At 48.0% G+C, this 19,340-nt stretch carries 9 protein-coding genes; 4 read left to right on the top strand and 5 right to left on the bottom strand.

Going from position 1 to position 19,340, the window contains the following annotated elements; genetic code table 11:
* Positions 1 to 3: 3 nt before the first annotated feature.
* The 5 genes from A9180_RS05420 to apbC form a co-directional block, all read right to left on the bottom strand.
* Positions 4 to 2,484 (bottom strand): fimbrial biogenesis outer membrane usher protein, encoded by a 2,481-nt coding sequence (locus tag A9180_RS05420; RefSeq protein ID WP_064526912.1) that lies wholly within the window; start codon positions 2,482 to 2,484, stop codon positions 4 to 6.
* A 15-nt stretch (positions 2,485 to 2,499) separates the two neighbouring features.
* Positions 2,500 to 3,174 carry a fimbria/pilus periplasmic chaperone gene (locus tag A9180_RS05415; RefSeq protein WP_064526910.1) on the bottom strand — a complete coding sequence of 225 codons (675 nt, stop codon included), beginning with the start codon at positions 3,172 to 3,174 and terminating at the stop codon, positions 2,500 to 2,502.
* An 84-nt stretch (positions 3,175 to 3,258) separates the two neighbouring features.
* Positions 3,259 to 3,801: a fimbrial protein gene (locus A9180_RS05410; RefSeq protein WP_064526908.1), complete on the bottom strand. Its 543-nt coding sequence runs from the start codon at positions 3,799 to 3,801 to the stop codon at positions 3,259 to 3,261.
* 282 nt (positions 3,802 to 4,083) lie between these two features.
* The gene (locus A9180_RS05405) at positions 4,084 to 4,365 is read right to left on the bottom strand and encodes a DUF2574 family protein (RefSeq protein WP_064526906.1); all 282 of its coding nucleotides are present in this window, start codon (positions 4,363 to 4,365) and stop codon (positions 4,084 to 4,086) included.
* Positions 4,366 to 4,624: 259 nt separating this feature from the next.
* Positions 4,625 to 5,734 carry an iron-sulfur cluster carrier protein ApbC gene (gene apbC / locus A9180_RS05400; RefSeq protein ID WP_064526904.1) on the bottom strand — a complete coding sequence of 370 codons (1,110 nt, stop codon included), beginning with the start codon at positions 5,732 to 5,734 and terminating at the stop codon, positions 4,625 to 4,627.
* 167 nt (positions 5,735 to 5,901) lie between these two features.
* Here apbC and metG point away from each other — a divergent pair, with 167 nt between their 5' ends.
* The 4 genes from metG (at position 5,902) to yehI (ending at position 19,319) form a co-directional block, all read left to right on the top strand.
* Positions 5,902 to 7,935 carry a methionine--tRNA ligase gene (gene metG / locus A9180_RS05395; RefSeq protein ID WP_064526902.1) on the top strand — a complete coding sequence of 678 codons (2,034 nt, stop codon included), beginning with the start codon at positions 5,902 to 5,904 and terminating at the stop codon, positions 7,933 to 7,935.
* 140 nt (positions 7,936 to 8,075) lie between these two features.
* Positions 8,076 to 11,876, top strand: coding sequence for a DUF4132 domain-containing protein (locus A9180_RS05390; RefSeq protein WP_064526900.1), 3,801 nt, complete (start codon positions 8,076 to 8,078; stop codon positions 11,874 to 11,876).
* Positions 11,877 to 11,888: 12 nt separating this feature from the next.
* A complete protein-coding gene (locus A9180_RS05385) occupies positions 11,889 to 15,677 on the top strand; it encodes a DUF4132 domain-containing protein (protein ID WP_064526898.1) in 3,789 nt (1,262 codons plus the stop codon).
* A gap of 9 nt (positions 15,678 to 15,686) precedes the next feature.
* Positions 15,687 to 19,319: a DUF4132 domain-containing protein YehI gene (yehI, locus tag A9180_RS05380; RefSeq protein WP_064526895.1), complete on the top strand. Its 3,633-nt coding sequence runs from the start codon at positions 15,687 to 15,689 to the stop codon at positions 19,317 to 19,319.
* Positions 19,320 to 19,340 lie beyond the last annotated feature (21 nt).

The raw sequence follows: 19,340 nt of genomic DNA, 5'->3' as shown, positions 1-19,340 counted from the left end.
TGCTTATTGGCAAATATAAGTTCTACTTTCATCAATCTCTTTACCGAAGGTGATTGTGCATGAAAGCCCTTGTTGTTTATCAATTGCCACATTAACCGCTGGCGGTATTTCATTGGTGCGAATAAATATCTGACTTCCCTGGCCGACAACACCAATGTTATGACCGTGGATATCATTGACTTCATAACCAAACGTTAATGGCTGTCCATCTGATTTTAATGCTTTTATAAACCAGGGCTTACGCTGATCGGTATCAAAATCAACCAGAACGACCGCGCCGCGATAAGGGGCGGTAATTTTACGGTTCCCGCGTAATTCTGTTTCGCTATCGCTTTGCGACACATCCAGCATCAGGTGATTTTCTCGATAAGGTGTCATTCCGTCGTAAACCACCACACCATTACTGTTTGTTGTGCGATATTTTTGCCCATTGACATAAGCACCTTTAATTCCTGGTGCATGCATCACAGCAAACGTTTCGGAAAGACGGTTCGCCAGATTAACGCCACCCAACCAGGCGACAATGCCCCCTGAAACGCTGGCTCCGGCCTGTCGATAGGCACTCGACTGACTATAGCTGCCATTCACTGTTGCGACCGGTGCGGTCCAGGTCAAATTGGCCCCAGCTGTCGTTTCATTTCCCTGATGTTGGTGGCTCAAGTTGATACCATAGTTAAACTGATCGCGACTCCCAACGGTTCCCGATAAACCGGTATTGTTTGAGGCAAACCCCTGATTATCAAAGGTCGTTGAGTTAGACATATATATTTGCCGCTGCGGTGTCGTAACGTCATCGCCCCAGTCAAAGGGAATCGATATAAAAATATTAAAGCGTTTCTCTTCGGTGTGGTTCTCGTCATACGCCTGGCTTGCCGCGAGGGTATAGCTTATCCGCTGCCAGTTATTGGAATAACTCAGCTGATAATCTTTACTACTGCCGCTGCGCCCCCAGTAATCACGCCATAAAGTACTTAATGACACAGACCCCCAGCCTTCTGGCAATGACTGACTCATATTGGCGGAAAAGCTATTTTTGCGACCAAAATCATTCTGGTAATAATCGGCAATGTCATAGACATCGTTTTTATCACGACGATAATTATCTTTATTATTTGCCCACACGTAATCGTTAAATGTGCGGTAATCACGCGACGAATAACGCCAGGCCGCCAGACCAAAACGTGTCGATGTTTGGCTCAAAAATTTGTTATAGGCAATTTGATAACTTTGTCCGTCAAATACATCACCATTGTCTTGTTTACTGTGCGATTTAGTTGCATCGACTGAAATTGCGCCAATGCGCGTGTTCCACCCTGTTCCGAAGGTAAACGCATAGTAATTATTAGCAACCATCGTGCCGCCATACAGCGTCAGTAAGTTATTAAAACCATACTGATAACCCGCCTGGACAAAATCACTTTGCTTGCTCGCACCTTCAATATGACTACGGCCCGCCGCAAAATCATATTTTGATACGCCAGGTTGCAGCATATTAGGTACTGCCGCATAAGGCACCAGATACGTAGTCACAGAACCATCGGCTTCCTTAACACTCACATCAAGATCCGCACCTCCGCCCGCCAACTGCAAATCACTAATCGAAAACGGGCCAGGTGGAACCTCTTTCTGATAAACGACAAAACCATTCTGTTCAATAGTTACCAACGCGTTGCTCTGAGCAATCCCCTGTACTCGTGGGGTAAAATTTTGCTTCGAGTTTGGCAACATCTGCATATCACGAAATAACCGAACCCCACTGAAGCGAACGGAATCAAATATATCCGCTGACGTGTACATATCACCAATACGCAACGTACCGAGAATTTGAGAAAATCCACGCTCCAGATACAGTGTGTTGCTTTTCCACTCCCCAGGATTGTTATCCGTTTTGCTAAAACTGGCATCAGAATGCAGTTGCCACCCCAGTAAATTTAACCCGCTGTTAAAACGCACATAGGTACTCTTGCTATTACCCGAGGCTTTATAGTCACTGTAATACTGACTTACGTAATAAGATGTATAAAACGCATTGATTCCCCGTTCCCAGTTTTCTGGCGGAACGTAACCATTTTCCAGTTCTTCAACCCAGGCTTGGGGGACAGCAAGATCCAAACGAAAAATCCCAATATCCCAGGCGTAGCTTCCGCCCTGTACAAGTTGCTCAAATGTTAAACATTGTTTTTCGCGTGCAAAATTATCGCTATTTATACCTAACCGCTTTACAATTTCACGCGTCAGGCAAGTTTCATCTGGGTTATCTTTTACGATAATTTCATATTTCCCACGCCATTGCTTATTGACATAAATATCAATGTCGTACTGGCCTGGTAAAGGCTGATTATCATCAAGACGCAAATTTGTTACTTGCTCACCTTTCATTCCTCCCATCATAAAATGGGTATCAAAGGTTTCTTCTGTTGCATGTGCTTCAATGCCGAGCAATAACGCGACTATTGCTGATGCAAGCGGGGTCATTCTCAACATAGGCAGCTCCTGCAATTAAATTTTGTCACTAATATAGTTGCCGTGATCATCGATAATGGTCAGTTGCCAGCCATTCGCATTATTATTTTTTACACTGACACTCTGACTTTCTAGTGGTGCAATCATGATAGTTTCATAATTCACTTTGACATTATTCGCCTTAATGTCAGAAATCGTCACCCAATTTGGCGAGTCATTTTTTATGACTACGTTATTACCGTTACGATTCATCCGCAATTTTTTAAAGGTCGTTTTATTTACCGGGGCAACACCTACTGGTCGATAAAACAACTTAATTCTGTTTTGCATGGCAAATTTTAACGCATTCTTTCCTTCATCTTCTGGGCTATTCGGTGGAATATCCAGAACGTTAAGATAAAAAATACTTTCCTTATTAACGGGTAATTTATTAGGCATGATTTTAATTTTTATTTGTTGCCCAGAATTGGCCGCTACTTTAACTACTGGTGGCGTTAACATGAAAGGAACCTGAATCTTTTCTGGCGGCAGAGACGTGTCACCATCATCAATCCACGTCTGCACCAGCGAAGAACGGTTACCCTGATTCATCAGTTGTACCATGACTTCTTTCTGCTCTGCCGGGTAAATGATACGGGTCCCGAAAATAACCATTCCGGCATGCGCGGGAAATATCATAGAAGAGATGAGTAAAGATAATAATCCTTTCATCTTAATGCCTCTTATATTTATGCTGACCGCCATGAATATGGCGGTCATTTTAGTTTACTGAAAAAATTTGATTATTTTAAATATTTAATCCTGGGCAACACGCATAACCAATGAAGAGTTAACAGTACCAGATGCAACACTACTGTCGGTCAACTTCAGGTATTTTGCCTTAAACGGAATGGCATATTGTCCATCAGCAGTTTTATAACTTTCAATATTAAACGGTGCGGAAATATCCAGTACCTCACTGCTATCACCCAAATAGAGATAATATCCGACTGTGTCATTACTACTGGATATTGCCTTATCATTACCAAGAATTTTCTCGTTGGTGATCAATGAAAGTTTTACGCCATCAATAGTCTTCGGACAAGTAATTTTCAGCATACTGCTGGTTACACCAACAGCGTCATCGTAAGTTGCATATTTCGCCTTACCATCAAATACTGTGGTTGGTACAGTCGGCATATTAATACTGACTGAATCACCACCAGCGACAAATGTACATGGAGATTCAGCAATATTACCTTTAATAGTTAAAGTTCCGGTATCTACTTCAGCAGCGAAAATACCAGCACTCATAAATACAGAAGATAAGACAGCGGCAGCAATAATTGAATTTTTCATGATGCGTTCCTTAATAAGTTTATTTTGTTTTGTTAAGAGTCTGTATCTCTTGGAAACAAATTTCTCACACCAAAAAGGTTGCCGCAATGTAAACATATTGTTTTGTTGATTTAAAACAAATTAACCAATGCAATATAATTGCAACAAATAATTCGCCATAACAAACATTTTTAAAACTGATTAATTACCGTAAATAACATTTATGAATCAAATAAAAAAAGCCAAAATCATTCACGAAAATGATTTTGGCTTTCTAAATATACTTAAAACGGTGTTGCCAAATTAATCGTAGCGATTTAACACGATTTTGCGTTTGTCATTATTACCCACAGCAACCACTTCTGTCGTAACGCCTTTTGCAGTAGAAGAAGCACGATAGCTGGTTTCAACTCGTTGTAACAACCGCCCACAACGTTGCTGAAGATAGTTATTAACAACATCCATACTGCATGTAGGGGAACTAATCCTGCCATTGATGGTTAATGTTGCAGTATCAGAAGAGAACGCGGGTGATGCTAGTCCATAAGCAAGAAAAACAACTCCTGACAACCAATACTTATTCATTGAACGTTATCCCTGTAGTAAAGGTTATGCCGGGTAGATTGAGTGCATAACAAACTATAGCTGTACATCCGCTACACAGCCATGAGGGATGATAAAGAGACAGTGCTTGCACATTCAATCGCCTTTGTACAGTTTCGGACTAAGATCCACTGAATATTCGCAGCATTAAAAAAGTGATTATTAAGGCTGCAAAAAAATTCACCGCATCAATTTAACATTGATGCGGTGAATGAAGAACAACCAGAAAGATTAATGCGCGCTATATGGCACGAAAGGCAATCTCGCCAGGAATGACTTCGCCCTGCCAGTAGAGTTGAGCTGCAACACGGTCTGCCAGCTGGCGGTAGATAGTGGTAAATTCGCTCTCCGGACGGCTAATAACCGTCGGAGTGCCTTTGTCGAGATCTTCACGCAGGCTGATGTGTAACGGCATTTGTCCCAGCAGTTGTGTATGATACTTCTCTGCCAGTTTCTCTGCGCCACCAGTACCGAAAATCGGTTCGTGATGGCCACAGTTACTGCAAATATGCACGCTCATGTTCTCAACAATACCGAGCACCGGAACTTCGACCTTTTCAAACATCACGATGCCTTTTTTCGCATCAATCAGCGCGATATCCTGCGGCGTTGTTACCACTACTGCACCGGTCACCGGAATGTTCTGCGCCAGCGTCAGCTGAATGTCACCGGTTCCTGGCGGCATGTCGAGCACCAGATAGTCGAGGTCTGGCCATAAGGTTTCTTGCAACATCTGCATCAGCGCCTTGCTGGCCATTGGGCCACGCCACACCATCGCGTTGTCATCAGTGACCAGATAACCAATTGAATTGGTTGCCAGGCCATGAGACATAATCGGCGCCATGTGAGTGCCATCTGGCGAAGTCGGACGCTGATTTTCTGCCCCCAGCATGGTGGGGATTGACGGGCCGTAGATATCGGCATCCAGAATACCAACTTTCGCCCCTTCCGCCGCCAGCGCCAGCGCCAGGTTTACCGCCGTGGAGGATTTACCCACGCCGCCTTTGCCGGAACTGACCGCAATGATGTTCTTCACGCCGTTAATACCCGGCTGATTCTTCACGCGTTTCAGGGTGGCAATGTTATGCGACAGTTTCCAGTCGATAGCTTTCGCCCCAGTGATACGCAGCAATTCAGCGCTACATTGCTCTTTTAATTCTTCAAACGCGCTATGCCAGACAAACGGCATAACCAGTTCCACATGCAACGTGTCGTCCATCCAGGCGACATGATGCAACGCTTTTAGCGTAGTGAGGTTATGCTTGAGGGTTGGGTGCTGAAAATTGGCCAGTGTCCCGGCGACCATTGCGCGCAGGGCTTCTGGTGATTTGGCCTGGGATTGTTCGTTCATCCCGACTCCTTATTTATAAAGATAACTTATCGCTATTAGTTTACCTGAAGTTAACAGCTAAGTACTTACCTAATAATGCATCATAAGATGCTTGCACAGGACTTACGTAACCATGCCCCATTTGGTACTATCTAAGCCCTTTTCACTACAAAGAAGTAATGCCTACTATGACTCAAGTCGCGAAGAAAATTCTGGTAACGTGCGCACTGCCGTACGCCAACGGCTCAATCCACCTCGGCCATATGCTGGAGCACATCCAGGCTGATGTCTGGGTCCGTTACCAGCGAATGCGCGGCCACGAGGTCAACTTCATCTGCGCCGACGATGCCCACGGTACGCCGATCATGCTGAAAGCCCAGCAGCTTGGTATCTCCCCGGAGCAGATGATTGGCGAAATGAGTCAGGAGCATCAGACTGATTTCGCAGGCTTTAATATCAGCTACGACAACTATCACTCGACGCACAGCGAAGAGAACCGCCAGTTGTCAGAGCTTATTTATACTCGCCTGAAAGAGAACGGTTTTATTAAAAACCGCACCATCTCTCAACTGTACGATCCGGAAAAAGGCATGTTCCTGCCGGACCGTTTTGTAAAAGGCACCTGCCCGAAATGTAAAGCGCCAGATCAGTACGGCGATAACTGTGAAGTTTGCGGCGCAACATATAGCCCGACTGAATTGATCGAACCGAAATCGGTGGTTTCTGGCGCTACGCCGGTAATGCGTGATTCCGAGCACTTCTTCTTTGATCTGCCCTCTTTCAGCGAAATGTTGCAGGCATGGACCCGCAGCGGCGCGTTGCAGGAGCAGGTGGCTAACAAAATGCAGGAATGGTTCGAATCCGGCCTGCAACAGTGGGATATCTCCCGCGATGCGCCGTACTTCGGTTTCGAAATTCCAAACGCACCGGGCAAATATTTCTACGTCTGGCTGGACGCGCCGATTGGCTACATGGGCTCTTTCAAGAATCTGTGCGACAAGCGCGGCGACACCGTAAGCTTCGATGAATACTGGAAGAAAGATTCCACCGCCGAGTTGTATCACTTCATCGGCAAAGATATCGTTTACTTCCACAGCCTGTTCTGGCCTGCCATGCTGGAAGGCAGCAACTTCCGCAAGCCGACCAACCTGTTTGTTCACGGCTATGTGACGGTGAACGGCGCGAAGATGTCCAAGTCTCGTGGCACCTTTATTAAAGCCAGCACCTGGCTGAATCACTTTGATGCCGACAGCCTGCGCTACTACTACACCGCCAAACTGTCTTCGCGTATTGATGATATCGACCTGAACCTGGAAGATTTCGTTCAGCGCGTGAATGCCGATATCGTTAACAAAGTGGTTAACCTGGCCTCCCGTAACGCTGGCTTTATCAACAAGCGTTTTGACGGCGTACTGGCAAGCGAGCTGGCTGACCCTGAGCTGTACAAGACCTTTACCGATGCCGCTGAAGCGATTGGCGAAGCGTGGGAAAGCCGCGAATTTGGTAAAGCAGTGCGCGAAATCATGGCACTGGCTGACCTGGCTAACCGCTATGTCGACGAGCAGGCTCCGTGGGTTGTCGCAAAACAGGAAGGCCGCGATGCCGACCTGCAGGCGATTTGCTCAATGGGCATCAACCTGTTCCGCGTACTGATGACGTATCTGAAGCCAGTTCTGCCGAAACTGACTGAGCGCGCGGAAGCGTTCCTGAATACGGAACTGACCTGGGATGGTATCCAGCAACCGCTGCTGGGCCACAAAGTCAATCCGTTCAAGGCGCTGTATAACCGCATTGATATGAAGCAAGTTGAAGCCCTGGTGGAAGCATCCAAAGAAGAAGTGAAAGCCACTGCAGCACCGGTAACTGGTCCGCTGGCTGATGATCCGATTCAGGAAACCATCACCTTTGACGACTTCGCCAAAGTTGACCTGCGCGTGGCGCTGATCGAAAACGCAGAGTTTGTTGAAGGTTCCGATAAACTGCTGCGCCTGACGCTGGATCTCGGCGGTGAAAAACGCAATGTCTTCTCCGGCATTCGTTCTGCTTACCCGGACCCGCAGGCACTTATCGGTCGTCACACCATTATGGTGGCTAACCTGGCGCCGCGTAAAATGCGCTTTGGTATCTCCGAAGGCATGGTAATGGCTGCTGGTCCTGGCGGGAAAGATATCTTCCTGTTAAGCCCGGATGCTGGTGCTAAACCTGGCCATCAGGTGAAATAATCCCCCTTCAAGGCGCTGCATCGACAGCGCCTTTTCTTTATAAATTCCTAAAGTTGTTTTCTTGCGATTTCGTCTCTCTCTAACCTGCATAAATACTGTTAGCATCTACATTCAACTGGATAAAAATACAGGGATGCAGAATGAGACAGTTTATCTATCAGGACGAAAAATCACATAAATTCTGGGCGATTGAGCAACAGGGAAACGAGTTGCATATCAGCTGGGGAAAAGTTGGTACCCAGGGGCAAAGCCAGGTAAAAAGCTTTGCGGATGTTGCGGCAGCGGAGAAAGCGGAACTGAAGCTGATCGCAGAGAAAACGAAAAAAGGCTATGTGGAAGGCGATTCAGCAAATGTGAATCTCCCACCCGCCACCAAAGTCACTCCTGAAGTTAAAATTTTCCCTGAGAGTAAAAACAAACGCCCATGGCTGGCTGATGATGCAGTCATTCCGTTAACTGATGATATTAATCGCTTTGCTTTTCCTCATCGCACCAGGCCAAGAGAAATTAATTATCTGCGCAATAAAGGTGAGATATGGAAACGTATTGCAGATAACACCGATGCATATGATTTAAAAGAATACTACAGTTCTTATCCGGAAAACTGGCGACAGGCGTTTGCCGAATTACAGTTGCGAATTCAGGATAATCTACAGACAGGGAGTGCACAATCTGACGCTGCATTACTCTGGCACTTAAGGAACTCTTACTCAACAGATGAACTGGTCGATGACTTAGTCGTTCGTTGTGGCCTGGAAAGTACCGTTGAAATCGCCCTTCTCGCTCTTCAACTTAGATATAAAACAGTAAAAGCCGCTGTCACAACCATTATTCCTCCAGATCACGAAGCAGAATCACTACCGAATTGGCACCAGCGTCTTTGTCATCATCTTTCACTCGCTTCAGAAGATGAGTGGCAACGTTGCGTGGATAAAATACTTGCGGCTATTCCCTCGCTCTCCCCCGCACGGCAACCTTTTGCGGCGCTACTGCTCCCTGAACGACCGGATATCGCCAATGCAATGGCGCTACGTTATGCAGATCAAAACGTCCCGGCAATGACCTGGTTAAGACTGGTGGTAACCGATGACACAGCTCTGAGCACAGCGGAAAAATACGACTTCCCACCGTTGCATCGTGATTTTCGCGCTTATCTGGCAATGTTGCTGGCAAATCATGGGATGTGCGGTGTAAGCCGGATACTTCTTGAGTTAACGGAAGATCATTCTGACAATCCCTGTTATCTCTTCGATCGCATCAGCGAGACTGAAAATCTTGTCAAATGGCTATGGAAAACGAATCACCCGGATGCGATTCAAATTCTGATCCTCGGTGTAATTGGCAAGAAAAAGCACCTGGAATACTTAAGCAAAGCCTGTCAAAAGCATCCCGCTGCGGCTATTGCGGCTTACGCTACTTTGCTGGCAACACATGAAAATAAAGAGTGGCGTAACGCACTTGTCAAACTGATTACCGTCACGCCAGAGTTGGTATGTGACGTTATTCCCTGGGTTAATCCTAAAGCGGCAGGCATCTTATCTGAATGCCGTCCGCAACCAGTCGCTGAAGAATGCGAATACGCCACTGCGGATATGTTGCCGGAGATGTTTGTGTCGCCGCCCTGGATGACCAAAGAGAAAAAGAAAAATACGCTGGTGTTTGATCTTCCTGTGCTTCCAGTTCCTTCTGTTTCGGATATCACTCCAGAGATTGCCAAAAAACTAACCCGTACTTACCTTGTCACACGCTTCCAGCAAATAGCCCAACAGCAGGCATCAAAACAAACATTGTTTACCGACCTGCCGCCGATGGAAAAAGCAAGTTGGGAGACACACTTAGTCCCCCTTACGCAAGAACAGCAAATTCTGTGGTATCTGGGTTTTGACAAATGGCGGGAGAGCGGAGAAAAAATATACGAAAAAGTTCCGGCACCACAAAGCGCCGTTGATGCCCTGTTACGCTTCGATTTTCCAGCACTCAATGCTGAATTTGCGCAATACCATAACAATGCATACAAAAGCTGGAATCTCATTGCCCTCTGTTACCTGCCTGGTCAACAGGCCATTTCTTTTCTTAACCAGATAGTCAAAGAAGATAACTATTCTGGTGAGGGATATATTCTGGCCATTTTTGGTAGCGCCGCCATTCCTGCATTTATGACCTGCCTGCAACGTGAGCCACAACGGTTGTGGTTTTTCACCTTCTTCCTCGGTGTCAGTGCACTGGCCTTACCGATGGCGCAACAGCTACAGAAAAAAATGTCTTATGAAGATGCGCGAAACTGGCTAACGGATTACCCGCGCCATGCCGCCGCCGGACTACTTCCTGTGGCACTGGGCAAACAAGGAAAAGATCGTGATTATGCCCGCCAGGCACTCCGTTTGCTGGTGAAATTAAACCAGCGAGAAACCATTGAGGAAATCGCCCAAGGGTATAACCAACCTGATGTTTTAGCGGCGCTGGCAACATTATTTGATAGCGATCCGCTGGAAGAATATCCCGCTAAAATCGCCCCACTGCCCGGCTTTTATCAGTTCAGCTTATGGCGCAGACCACGGCTTAAAAGTAACAACCTGCCTCTGCCAGATGACGCTATGCGCCACCTCGGCACAATGTTGAGTTTTCCACGCGACATTACCCCCTACGCTGGGCTGTATATCATCAAAGAAACCTGCACCCGCGAATCACTGGCTGAATTTGGCTGGGATCTGTATACCGCCTGGACAGAGGCTGGCGCACCCGCAAAAGAAAACTGGGCATTTACCTCGCTGGGAATTTTAGGCAATGACGACACCGCGCGTAAATTAACTCCGCTTATCCGTGCCTGGCCTGGAGAATCCCAGCATAAACGCGCGGTTTACGGGCTGGATGTATTAGCTGATATCGGTAGCGATATTGCACTGATGCTGCTTAATGGCGTTGCACAAAAGATTAAATTCAAAGCATTGCAGGAACATGCCCGCGACAAAATCAACATGGTCGCTGAAAACCGTGGGCTGACTATGGCCGAACTGGAAGACCGCCTGGCTCCAGATTTGGGGCTTGATATCAACGGTTCGCTGACACTTGATTTCGGCCCACGTCAATTCACCGTTGGTTTTGACGAAACCTTAAAACCCGTTGTTCGCGACGCAAACGGTAAAGTTCTGAAAGACTTACCCAAACCAAACCAGAGCGATGATGAAACACTGGCAACTGACGCCGTTAACCGCTTCAAACAATTAAAAAAAGATGTACGCGCCATCGCCGGCCAGCAAATTACCCTCCTGGAGCAAGCTATGTGCCAGCGTAGGCGCTGGACTGCAGAACAGTTCCGCCTGTTTCTGGCGGAACATCCGCTGATGCGCCACTTAACCCGACGACTGTTATGGGGGGTGTATACCGACAAAAACATGCTGATTGCCGGCTTCCGGGTCGCAGAAGACGGCACTTACAGCGATGCGCAGGATGAACTATTCACGCTGCCAGCAGGAAACATAGGTATTCCGCATGTGCTGGAAATCTCCCCTGAATCCGCCACTACATTCAGGCAAATTTACGCTGATTACGAACTGCTTCCCCCCTTCCAACAGCTCGATCGTGGTAGTTATCGTCTTGCTGATAATGAACGTAGCGCCCACGAACTGACGCGCTGGGACGGACGTCTTTGCCAGGCCGGACGCATTGTCGGCCTGGAACGCAGAGGCTGGCAACGCCTGGAGGAAAGCGGCAGCGTCTATGCAATGCGAAAATCTACCTCTTATGGCGATATCGAGCTTGAAACAGAACCTTTTTCATTAATTTATGGCGAAACGGGATATGGCGACCTGTTGCCTGTTGAAAGCGTAAAAATGAGTTCACCGGGTAACCGCGACAGTAAACAATCCTCACTCACGTTCTCCGCGCTCGACGACATCACCGCCAGCGAACTCATTAACGACATTGAATCACTGTTTGATTAAAAGGATTTAGCAATGAAAACCTATATTTATCAGGATGAAAAATCACATAAATTCTGGGCGGTTGAGCAGCAGGGAAATGAACTGCATATCAGTTGGGGCAAAGTCGGCACCAACGGGCAAAGCCAGGTAAAAAGCTTTGCTGATGCGGCGGCGGCGGAAAAAGCGGAACTGAAGCTGATTGCGGAGAAGGTGAAGAAGGGGTATGTGGAGCAAGCGAAGGATAATCATTCAAAACAGACTCACACGGTAACGAAATCTCTCGAATTGCCTGACTATTCCACTATCATTCAGGAACAGACCTCAGTTACACCAGAAATCTGCGCAGCTGACAAAAATACAGATGTTGTTTTACCGTGGCTGGCGAAAGATATAGCTGTCGTTTTTCCACCCGAAGTTGTACACACCACGTTCAGCCATCGCCGCTTTCCCGGAGTTCCTGTTCAGCAAGCAGACAAATTGACCCAGTTACGCCGTTTAGCCTGTAGCGTGTCGCAACGGGATAATAAAACAGCCACATTTAACTTCAGCGCCTGTTCTTTAGAATGGCAAAACGCCATCGCCCAGGCGCTCAGTCAGATCGACAGCCTGAAAACAACACAGTTACCATCACCCGTAATGGCTGTACTCACGGCACTTGAAATGAAATGCACAAGATATAAAGAGCGTGAGGATGTTATGGATCAGATTATTCAGGAAGGCGGTCTGGATTATGCTACTGACGTAATAATACATCTTCAACAAATATCTATTGAATGGGATTATGTCAACAATAATATTGTTTTCCTGTCGTCTGACATTTCACCTGATTACTTGCAGCAATATTCCAGCTTTGAATTACGCCTACGTAAACATTTATCACTGGCTGAAGAGTCTCTTTGGGAGAAATGTGCGGATAAACTTATCACTGCAATCCCAAATATTCCAGAATGGCGACAGCCATTAATTGCCCTGTTGTTACCTGAAAAACCAGAAGTTGCACATGAAATTGCTCATCGTCTACTTAGACAAAAAAAATCACCCGCACTTGAGTGGCTAAAAATAGTGGCAACTGATGAACACATTCTTGCCTCATTAGAAAAATATTACGAGCAATATAAAGTTTTTGATAATTATTATCATGGTGCCATATGGACAGCTACTGTATTACAAGAGCAAGGTGTTGCAGCCCTGCCCCGATTTGCTCCGTATGCTGCTAGTGACTACTGCGGCGATGTTCTGCGCCATATCAATCATCCGTTCGCGTTGACACTGCTTATACGTGTAGCTGGGCAATCTAAACGCTGTCATGAACGAATGATGAAAGCCTGCGCTTCATTTCCACATGCAGCGCTGGCGGCATTAGCAGAACTCCTAGCACAAAAAGATGAAAAGCGCTGGCGCATGATGCTAATGGCAATGCTTATCTCACAACCAGCATTAGCAGAGCGGGTAATCCCCTGGCTATCTGCCCCGGCAGCTACCGTGCTGAAATCATGCCAGCAACAGCTGATACAACCTTCAGTTTATGCAAACGCCGATATGTTACCTACCGTATTAGTCTCACCGCCCTGGCTGGCTAAAAAGAAAAAATCGACGATTTCAGTGCTGGATTTAGCACCACTTAGCCTCGAATCTGTATGCACAATAACCGACACAGAAGCTAAAGAGTTTCAAACTCGTTGGGACTGGGAGCCGCAAAAGCCAGGTGAAGGTGCTAAAGATTTCCTTTACTCACTGGGATATCGCCGCTGGGATTTTGACACATATAAATATATTGGTGCTTCTGACTCAGCAATTGATGCCTGGGAACGAGAGGACTTCGCCGCACTCATTCAAATGTTTAAAGCACATCACGCGCCGTATCAGAGGGAATGGCACCTCAACTCACTTCCCTTTTTACCCATGCAAAAAGCAATCAAGCTATGGGAGTTTCTCAGCAAAGAACCACACACTGCGGTGAAACCTGTCATGCTTTATTTGCGGCTTGCAGGTATGAGTGGTTTTCTGCACTCGTTTTCACGCTACCCTCAAGAAGGTTTTGCTATTGCTGATTATTTTGCATCTACGGAACTGGCACCCGCCATCGCCCGCGCCTTCAACAAACTCAAAACCCTACGACAAGACGCCCGCACCTGGCTGTTGAAATACCCGGAACATGCCATTACCGGCCTGCTGCCTGCAGCGCTCGGCAAAGCCGGTGAAGCCCAGGATAACGCCCGCGCTGCCTTGCGTATGCTTACCGAAAACGGTCATCAGCCATTACTGGCAGAAATCGCCCGGCGTTATAACCAGCCGGAAGTAACAGACGCGGTGAACGCTCTGCTTGCGCTCGATCCCTTAGATAATCACCCGACAAAAATCCCCACTCTTCCGAGCTTTTACCAGCCATCGCTCTGGACGCGCCCGGTATTAAAAGTAAATGCACAATCACTGCCAGATAGCGCCCTCCTCCACCTCGGCGAAATGCTCCGCTTCCCCCAGGAAGAGGCACTGTATCCGGGGTTATTACAGGTGAAAGACGCCTGCACCGCCGACTCACTGGCAGAATTTGCCTGGGATATGTTTACCGCCTGGCAGACCGCTGGCGCACCGTCAAAAGAGAGCTGGGCATTCTCCGCCTTAGGTGTTCTCGGTAACGATGATACCGCCCGCAAACTGACGCCATTAATCCGCGCCTGGCCTGGTGAATCCCAGCATAAACGCGCCACTGTCGGGCTGGATATCCTCGCCGCTATCGGCAGCGACATCGCTCTGATGCAGCTTAACGGCATCGCCCAGAAACTGAAATTCAAAGCATTACAGGAGCGGGCAAAAGAAAAAATTGCCGATATTGCCGAAAGCCGTGAACTCACGGTAGCGGAGCTTGAAGATCGCCTGGCCCCGGACCTCGGTCTGGATGATAACGGTTCGTTGCTGCTGGATTTCGGTCCACGTCAATTCACTGTCAGCTTTGATGAAACCTTAAAACCGTTTGTACGTGATGCTTCCGGCAGCCGCCTGAAAGATTTACCTAAACCGAACAAAAGCGATGATGAATCACAGGCGAACGAGGCAGTTAACCGCTACAAACTGCTGAAAAAAGATGCTCGTACCGTCGCCGCCCAGCAGGTGGCAAGGCTGGAGTCCGCCATGTGCCTGCGCCGCCGCTGGTCGCCGGAAAACTTCCAGCTCTTTCTGGTTGAGCATCCGCTGGTTCGCCACTTAACCCGCCGTCTGATTTGGGGCGTTTATAGCGTCGATAACCAGCTACTGGCGTGCTTTCGCGTGGCGGAAGATAACAGCTACAGCACCGCTGACGATGACCTTTTCACTTTGCCTGAAGGCGATATCTCTATTGGTATTCCTCACGTTCTGGAAATATCACCGACGGATGCCGCCGCCTTTGGTCAACTTTTTGCCGACTACGAACTGTTACCGCCGTTCCGCCAGCTTGACCGTAACAGTTACGCCCTGACAGAAGCCGAGCGCAATGCCAGCGAACTGACCCGCTGGGCAGGTAGAAAATGCCCGAGCGGCCGGGTAATGGGGCTGGCGAATAAAGGCTGGATGCGTGGTGAACCGCAGGATGCAGGTTGGATCGGCTGGATGATAAAACCTCTGGGCCGCTGGTCGTTAATCATGGAAATCGATGAAGGATTTGCGGTAGGCATGTCGCCAGCCGAACTGAGCGCCGAGCAGCTTTTAAGTAAACTATGGCTGTGGGACGGCAAAGCAGAAAACTATGGCTGGGGACGTAATTCAACTCAGGAAGCACAGTTCTCCGTGCTCGACGACATTACCTCCAGCGAGCTGATTAACGATATTGAAGCACTGTTTGAATAAGGAAAGAACATGAGCAAGGAATTACCGTGGCTGGCGGATAACGCGCAACTGGAACTGAAATATAAAAAAGGCAAAACGCCACTCAGTCATCGCAATTGGCCGGGAGAACCGGTGCCCGTTATCACTGAAAGCATCATTCAGACACTGGGTGATGAACTTTTGCTACGTGAAGGCAGCAAAGAAAATATTAGCTGGCAATATGAGCACTGTTCAGCAGAGTGGCTCGCCCCCATCAGACAAGCGATCGCACTGCTCGGCGAGCATAAGACATCAATATCTCCCCTTACAATGGCGGCACTGATCTGTATCGCAAACAGTGACAATGAGCAGTTGCTGGATGAAATCGTCCAAAAAGAAGGGCTGGAATATGCAACGGATGTGGTGATAGCCCGTCAGAGTATTGCGCAGGGCTACCGTACTGACCCATCAACAGTGCATTTAATGACAGTGACTGATGACCAGAGTTATGGCTATCGCTCAGAAACCTACAACGATTTCGATCTGCGACTGCGTAAACATCTTTCCCTGGCGGAAGAAAGCTGCTGGCAACGTTGCGCGGATAAACTCATTGCCGCACTGCCAGAAATACCCAAAGTTCGCCGTCCTTTTATTGCGCTGGTGCTGCCGGAAAAACCAGAAATTGCTAATAAGTTGGTAGGTCTTGAATGCCCGAGGACTCATTTTCATTCTAAAGAGTGGTTAAAAGCCGTAGCGACTGACCCTAAAGCGGTAACGAAACTTGAACGTTTCTGGGTCCTGGACATATTTAGTGATCGCGAAGCGAGTTATATGTCGCAGAAAAACCACTTCGGCTACGCGGCCTGTGCCGCCCTATTGCGCGAACAAGGGCTGGCAGCCATTCCTCGCCTCGCGTTGTATGCGCATAAAGAGGATTGCGGAAGCCTGTTGGTACAAATTAACCATCCACAGGTCATCCGCATTTTGCTGCTCGTTGCCGATAAAAATAAACCCAGCCTGCAACGTGTTGCTAAATTCAGTAAAAATTTCCCCCATGCGACGCTTGCCGCACTGGCAGAGCTTCTGGCGATAAAAGAACCACCTGCCCGCCCTGGTTATCCAATCATCGAAGACAAAAAGCTGCCTGCACAGCAAAAAGCTCGAGATGAATACTGGCGTATGCTGTTACAAACACTGATGGCATCGCAGCCACAACTGGCAGAAGAGGTGATGCCGTGGTTAAGTACAAATGCCCAAGCCGTGTTGAACGGCTATTTATCCGCACCGCCAACGCTTGCTATGGAAAGTCCTGAAAGCAATAACCAGCCTGAAATCCTTGTTTCACCGCCGTGGCGTCGTAAGAAAAAAATGACACTTCCGCGCCTTGATTTAGCGCCACTCGAATTAACGCCACAAGTTTACTGGCAACCGGGCGAACGCGAGAGACTTAATTCAACAGAATCTGCTCACTACTTCAGCACGGATTCTGTTGTCGAACGCTTAGAGCGAAAAAGTGGTCGTGTCGTATTGCAGGAATTGGGTTTTGGGGATGATGTATGGCTGTTTCAGAATTATATACTCCCCGGAAAACTGGATGCTGCACGCAATTCACTCATTGTTCAGTGGCATTACTACCCGGGGCGGGTTGAAGAGATCCTGCATGGCTGGAATTCTCCGGAAGCACAATCCGCAGAACAGGCGCTTCGTAGCGGAGACGTTGAAGCATTAATTTACGCCTGGGAAAATGACAGCTACTCGCGTTATCGTCGGGAAAAGAGTGTCTGGAATCTGTATTTGCTGGCACAGCTGCCACGAAAGATGGCACTGACGTTCTGGCTGCGTATCAATGAGAAAAAATACCTGTTCGCTGGCGAAGACTATTTTCTCAGTATCCTCGGACTGGATGCGCTACCCGGTCTGTTATTGGCTTTTTCACATCGTCCAAAAGAAACATTTCCGTTAATTTTAAATTTCGGCACAACCGAACTGGCGCTACCCGTTGCTCGCGTCTGGCGACGTTTCGCAGCGCAGCGTGATCTGGCTCGCCAGTGGATTTTGCAATGGCCGGAACATACGGCAACCGCCCTTATTCCACTCGTCTTTGCTAAACCCAGCGACAACAGCGAAGCGGCATTACTTACCCTTCGTTTACTGTATGAACAGGGACATGGTGAATTGCTGCAAACCGTGGCAAACCGCTGGCAACGTACTGATATATGGCCAGCCCTGGAACAATTGCTTACCCAGAACCCGCTGGAAATTTACCCGCCACGCATACCAAAAGCACCTGATTTCTGGCATCCAGCAATGTGGTCCAGGCCGAGACTTATCTTTAATAATCAGCCGATTACCGATGATGCTCTGGAAATTATCGGCGAAATGCTGCGCTTTACCCAGGGTGGGCGTTTTTATAATGGGCTGGAACAACTGAAAACGTTCTGCCAGCCGCAAACGCTGGCAGCTTTTGCCTGGGATCTCTTCACCGCCTGGCAACAAGCTGGCGCCCCCGCAAAAGATAACTGGGCATTTCTGGCGTTAAGTCTCTTTGGCGACGAAAGCACGGCTCGGGATCTGACGACACAGATCCTCGCCTGGCCACAGGAAGGAAAATCTGCCCGTGCCGTCAGTGGCCTGAACATCCTTACCCTGATGAATAATGATATGGCGCTGATACAACTGCATCATATATCGCAACGGGCGAAATCCCGCCCCTTACGTGATAACGCGGCGGAATTTCTTCAGGTGGTCGCAGAAAATCGCGGGTTAAGCCAAGAAGAGTTAGCGGACAGATTAGTCCCAACACTGGGTCTTGATGATCCACAGGCGTTAATTTTTGATTTTGGTCCACGGCAGTTTACCGTTCGCTTCGATGAAAACCTCACCCCGGTTATCTATGACCAGCAAAACGTTCGCCAGAAAAGCGTTCCCCGGTTGCGCGCTGATGACGATCAACTGAAAGCGCCCGAGGCCCTGGCCCGACTAAAAGGACTAAAAAAAGATGCTACTCAGGTGAGCAAAAACCTGCTACCGCGTCTTGAAACAGCCCTACGCACCACCCGGCGCTGGTCGCTGGCAGATTTTCATTCTTTGTTTGTTAATCATCCCTTCACCCGCCTGGTTACCCAGCGATTAATATGGGGCGTGTATCCGGCAAGTGAACCGCGTCGTTTACTCAACGCCTTTCGTGTGGCCGCAGAGGGGGAGTTCTGCAATGCGCAAGATGAGTCCATTGACCTGCCTGCGGATGCCCTGATTGGCATTGCCCACCCGTTAGAAATGACAGCAGAAATGCGCAGTGAATTTGCCCAACTTTTTGCCGATTACGAGATTATGCCGCCACTTCGCCAGTTAACGCGACGCACGGTGCTGCTCACTCCTGACGAGTCAGCCAGTAATAGTTTGAACCGCTGGGAAGGTAAATCCGCTACCGTTGGGCAACTTATGGGAATGCGATACAAAGGCTGGGAGTCAGGCTATGAGGACGCATTTGTCTATGACTCAGGTGAGTATCGTCTGGTCCTTGAGTTTTCCCCCGGTTTTAACCACTACAATGCTGATAGCAAAGCGCTAATGAGCTTCCGTTCTCTTCGAGTGTACCGTGACAATAAATCTGTCACTTTTGCCGAACTCGATGTGTTTGATTTGAGTGAAGCGTTAAGTACGCCAGACATCATTTTTCACTAACACACTGCGGGCAGTAACCAT

The organism is Escherichia sp. B1147 (genome assembly GCF_001660175.1).
Classification (GTDB): Bacteria; Pseudomonadota; Gammaproteobacteria; order Enterobacterales; family Enterobacteriaceae; genus Escherichia; species Escherichia whittamii.
The sequence above is the reverse complement of the archived record's forward strand: the minus strand, read 5'-3'. Positions and strand labels throughout refer to the sequence as shown.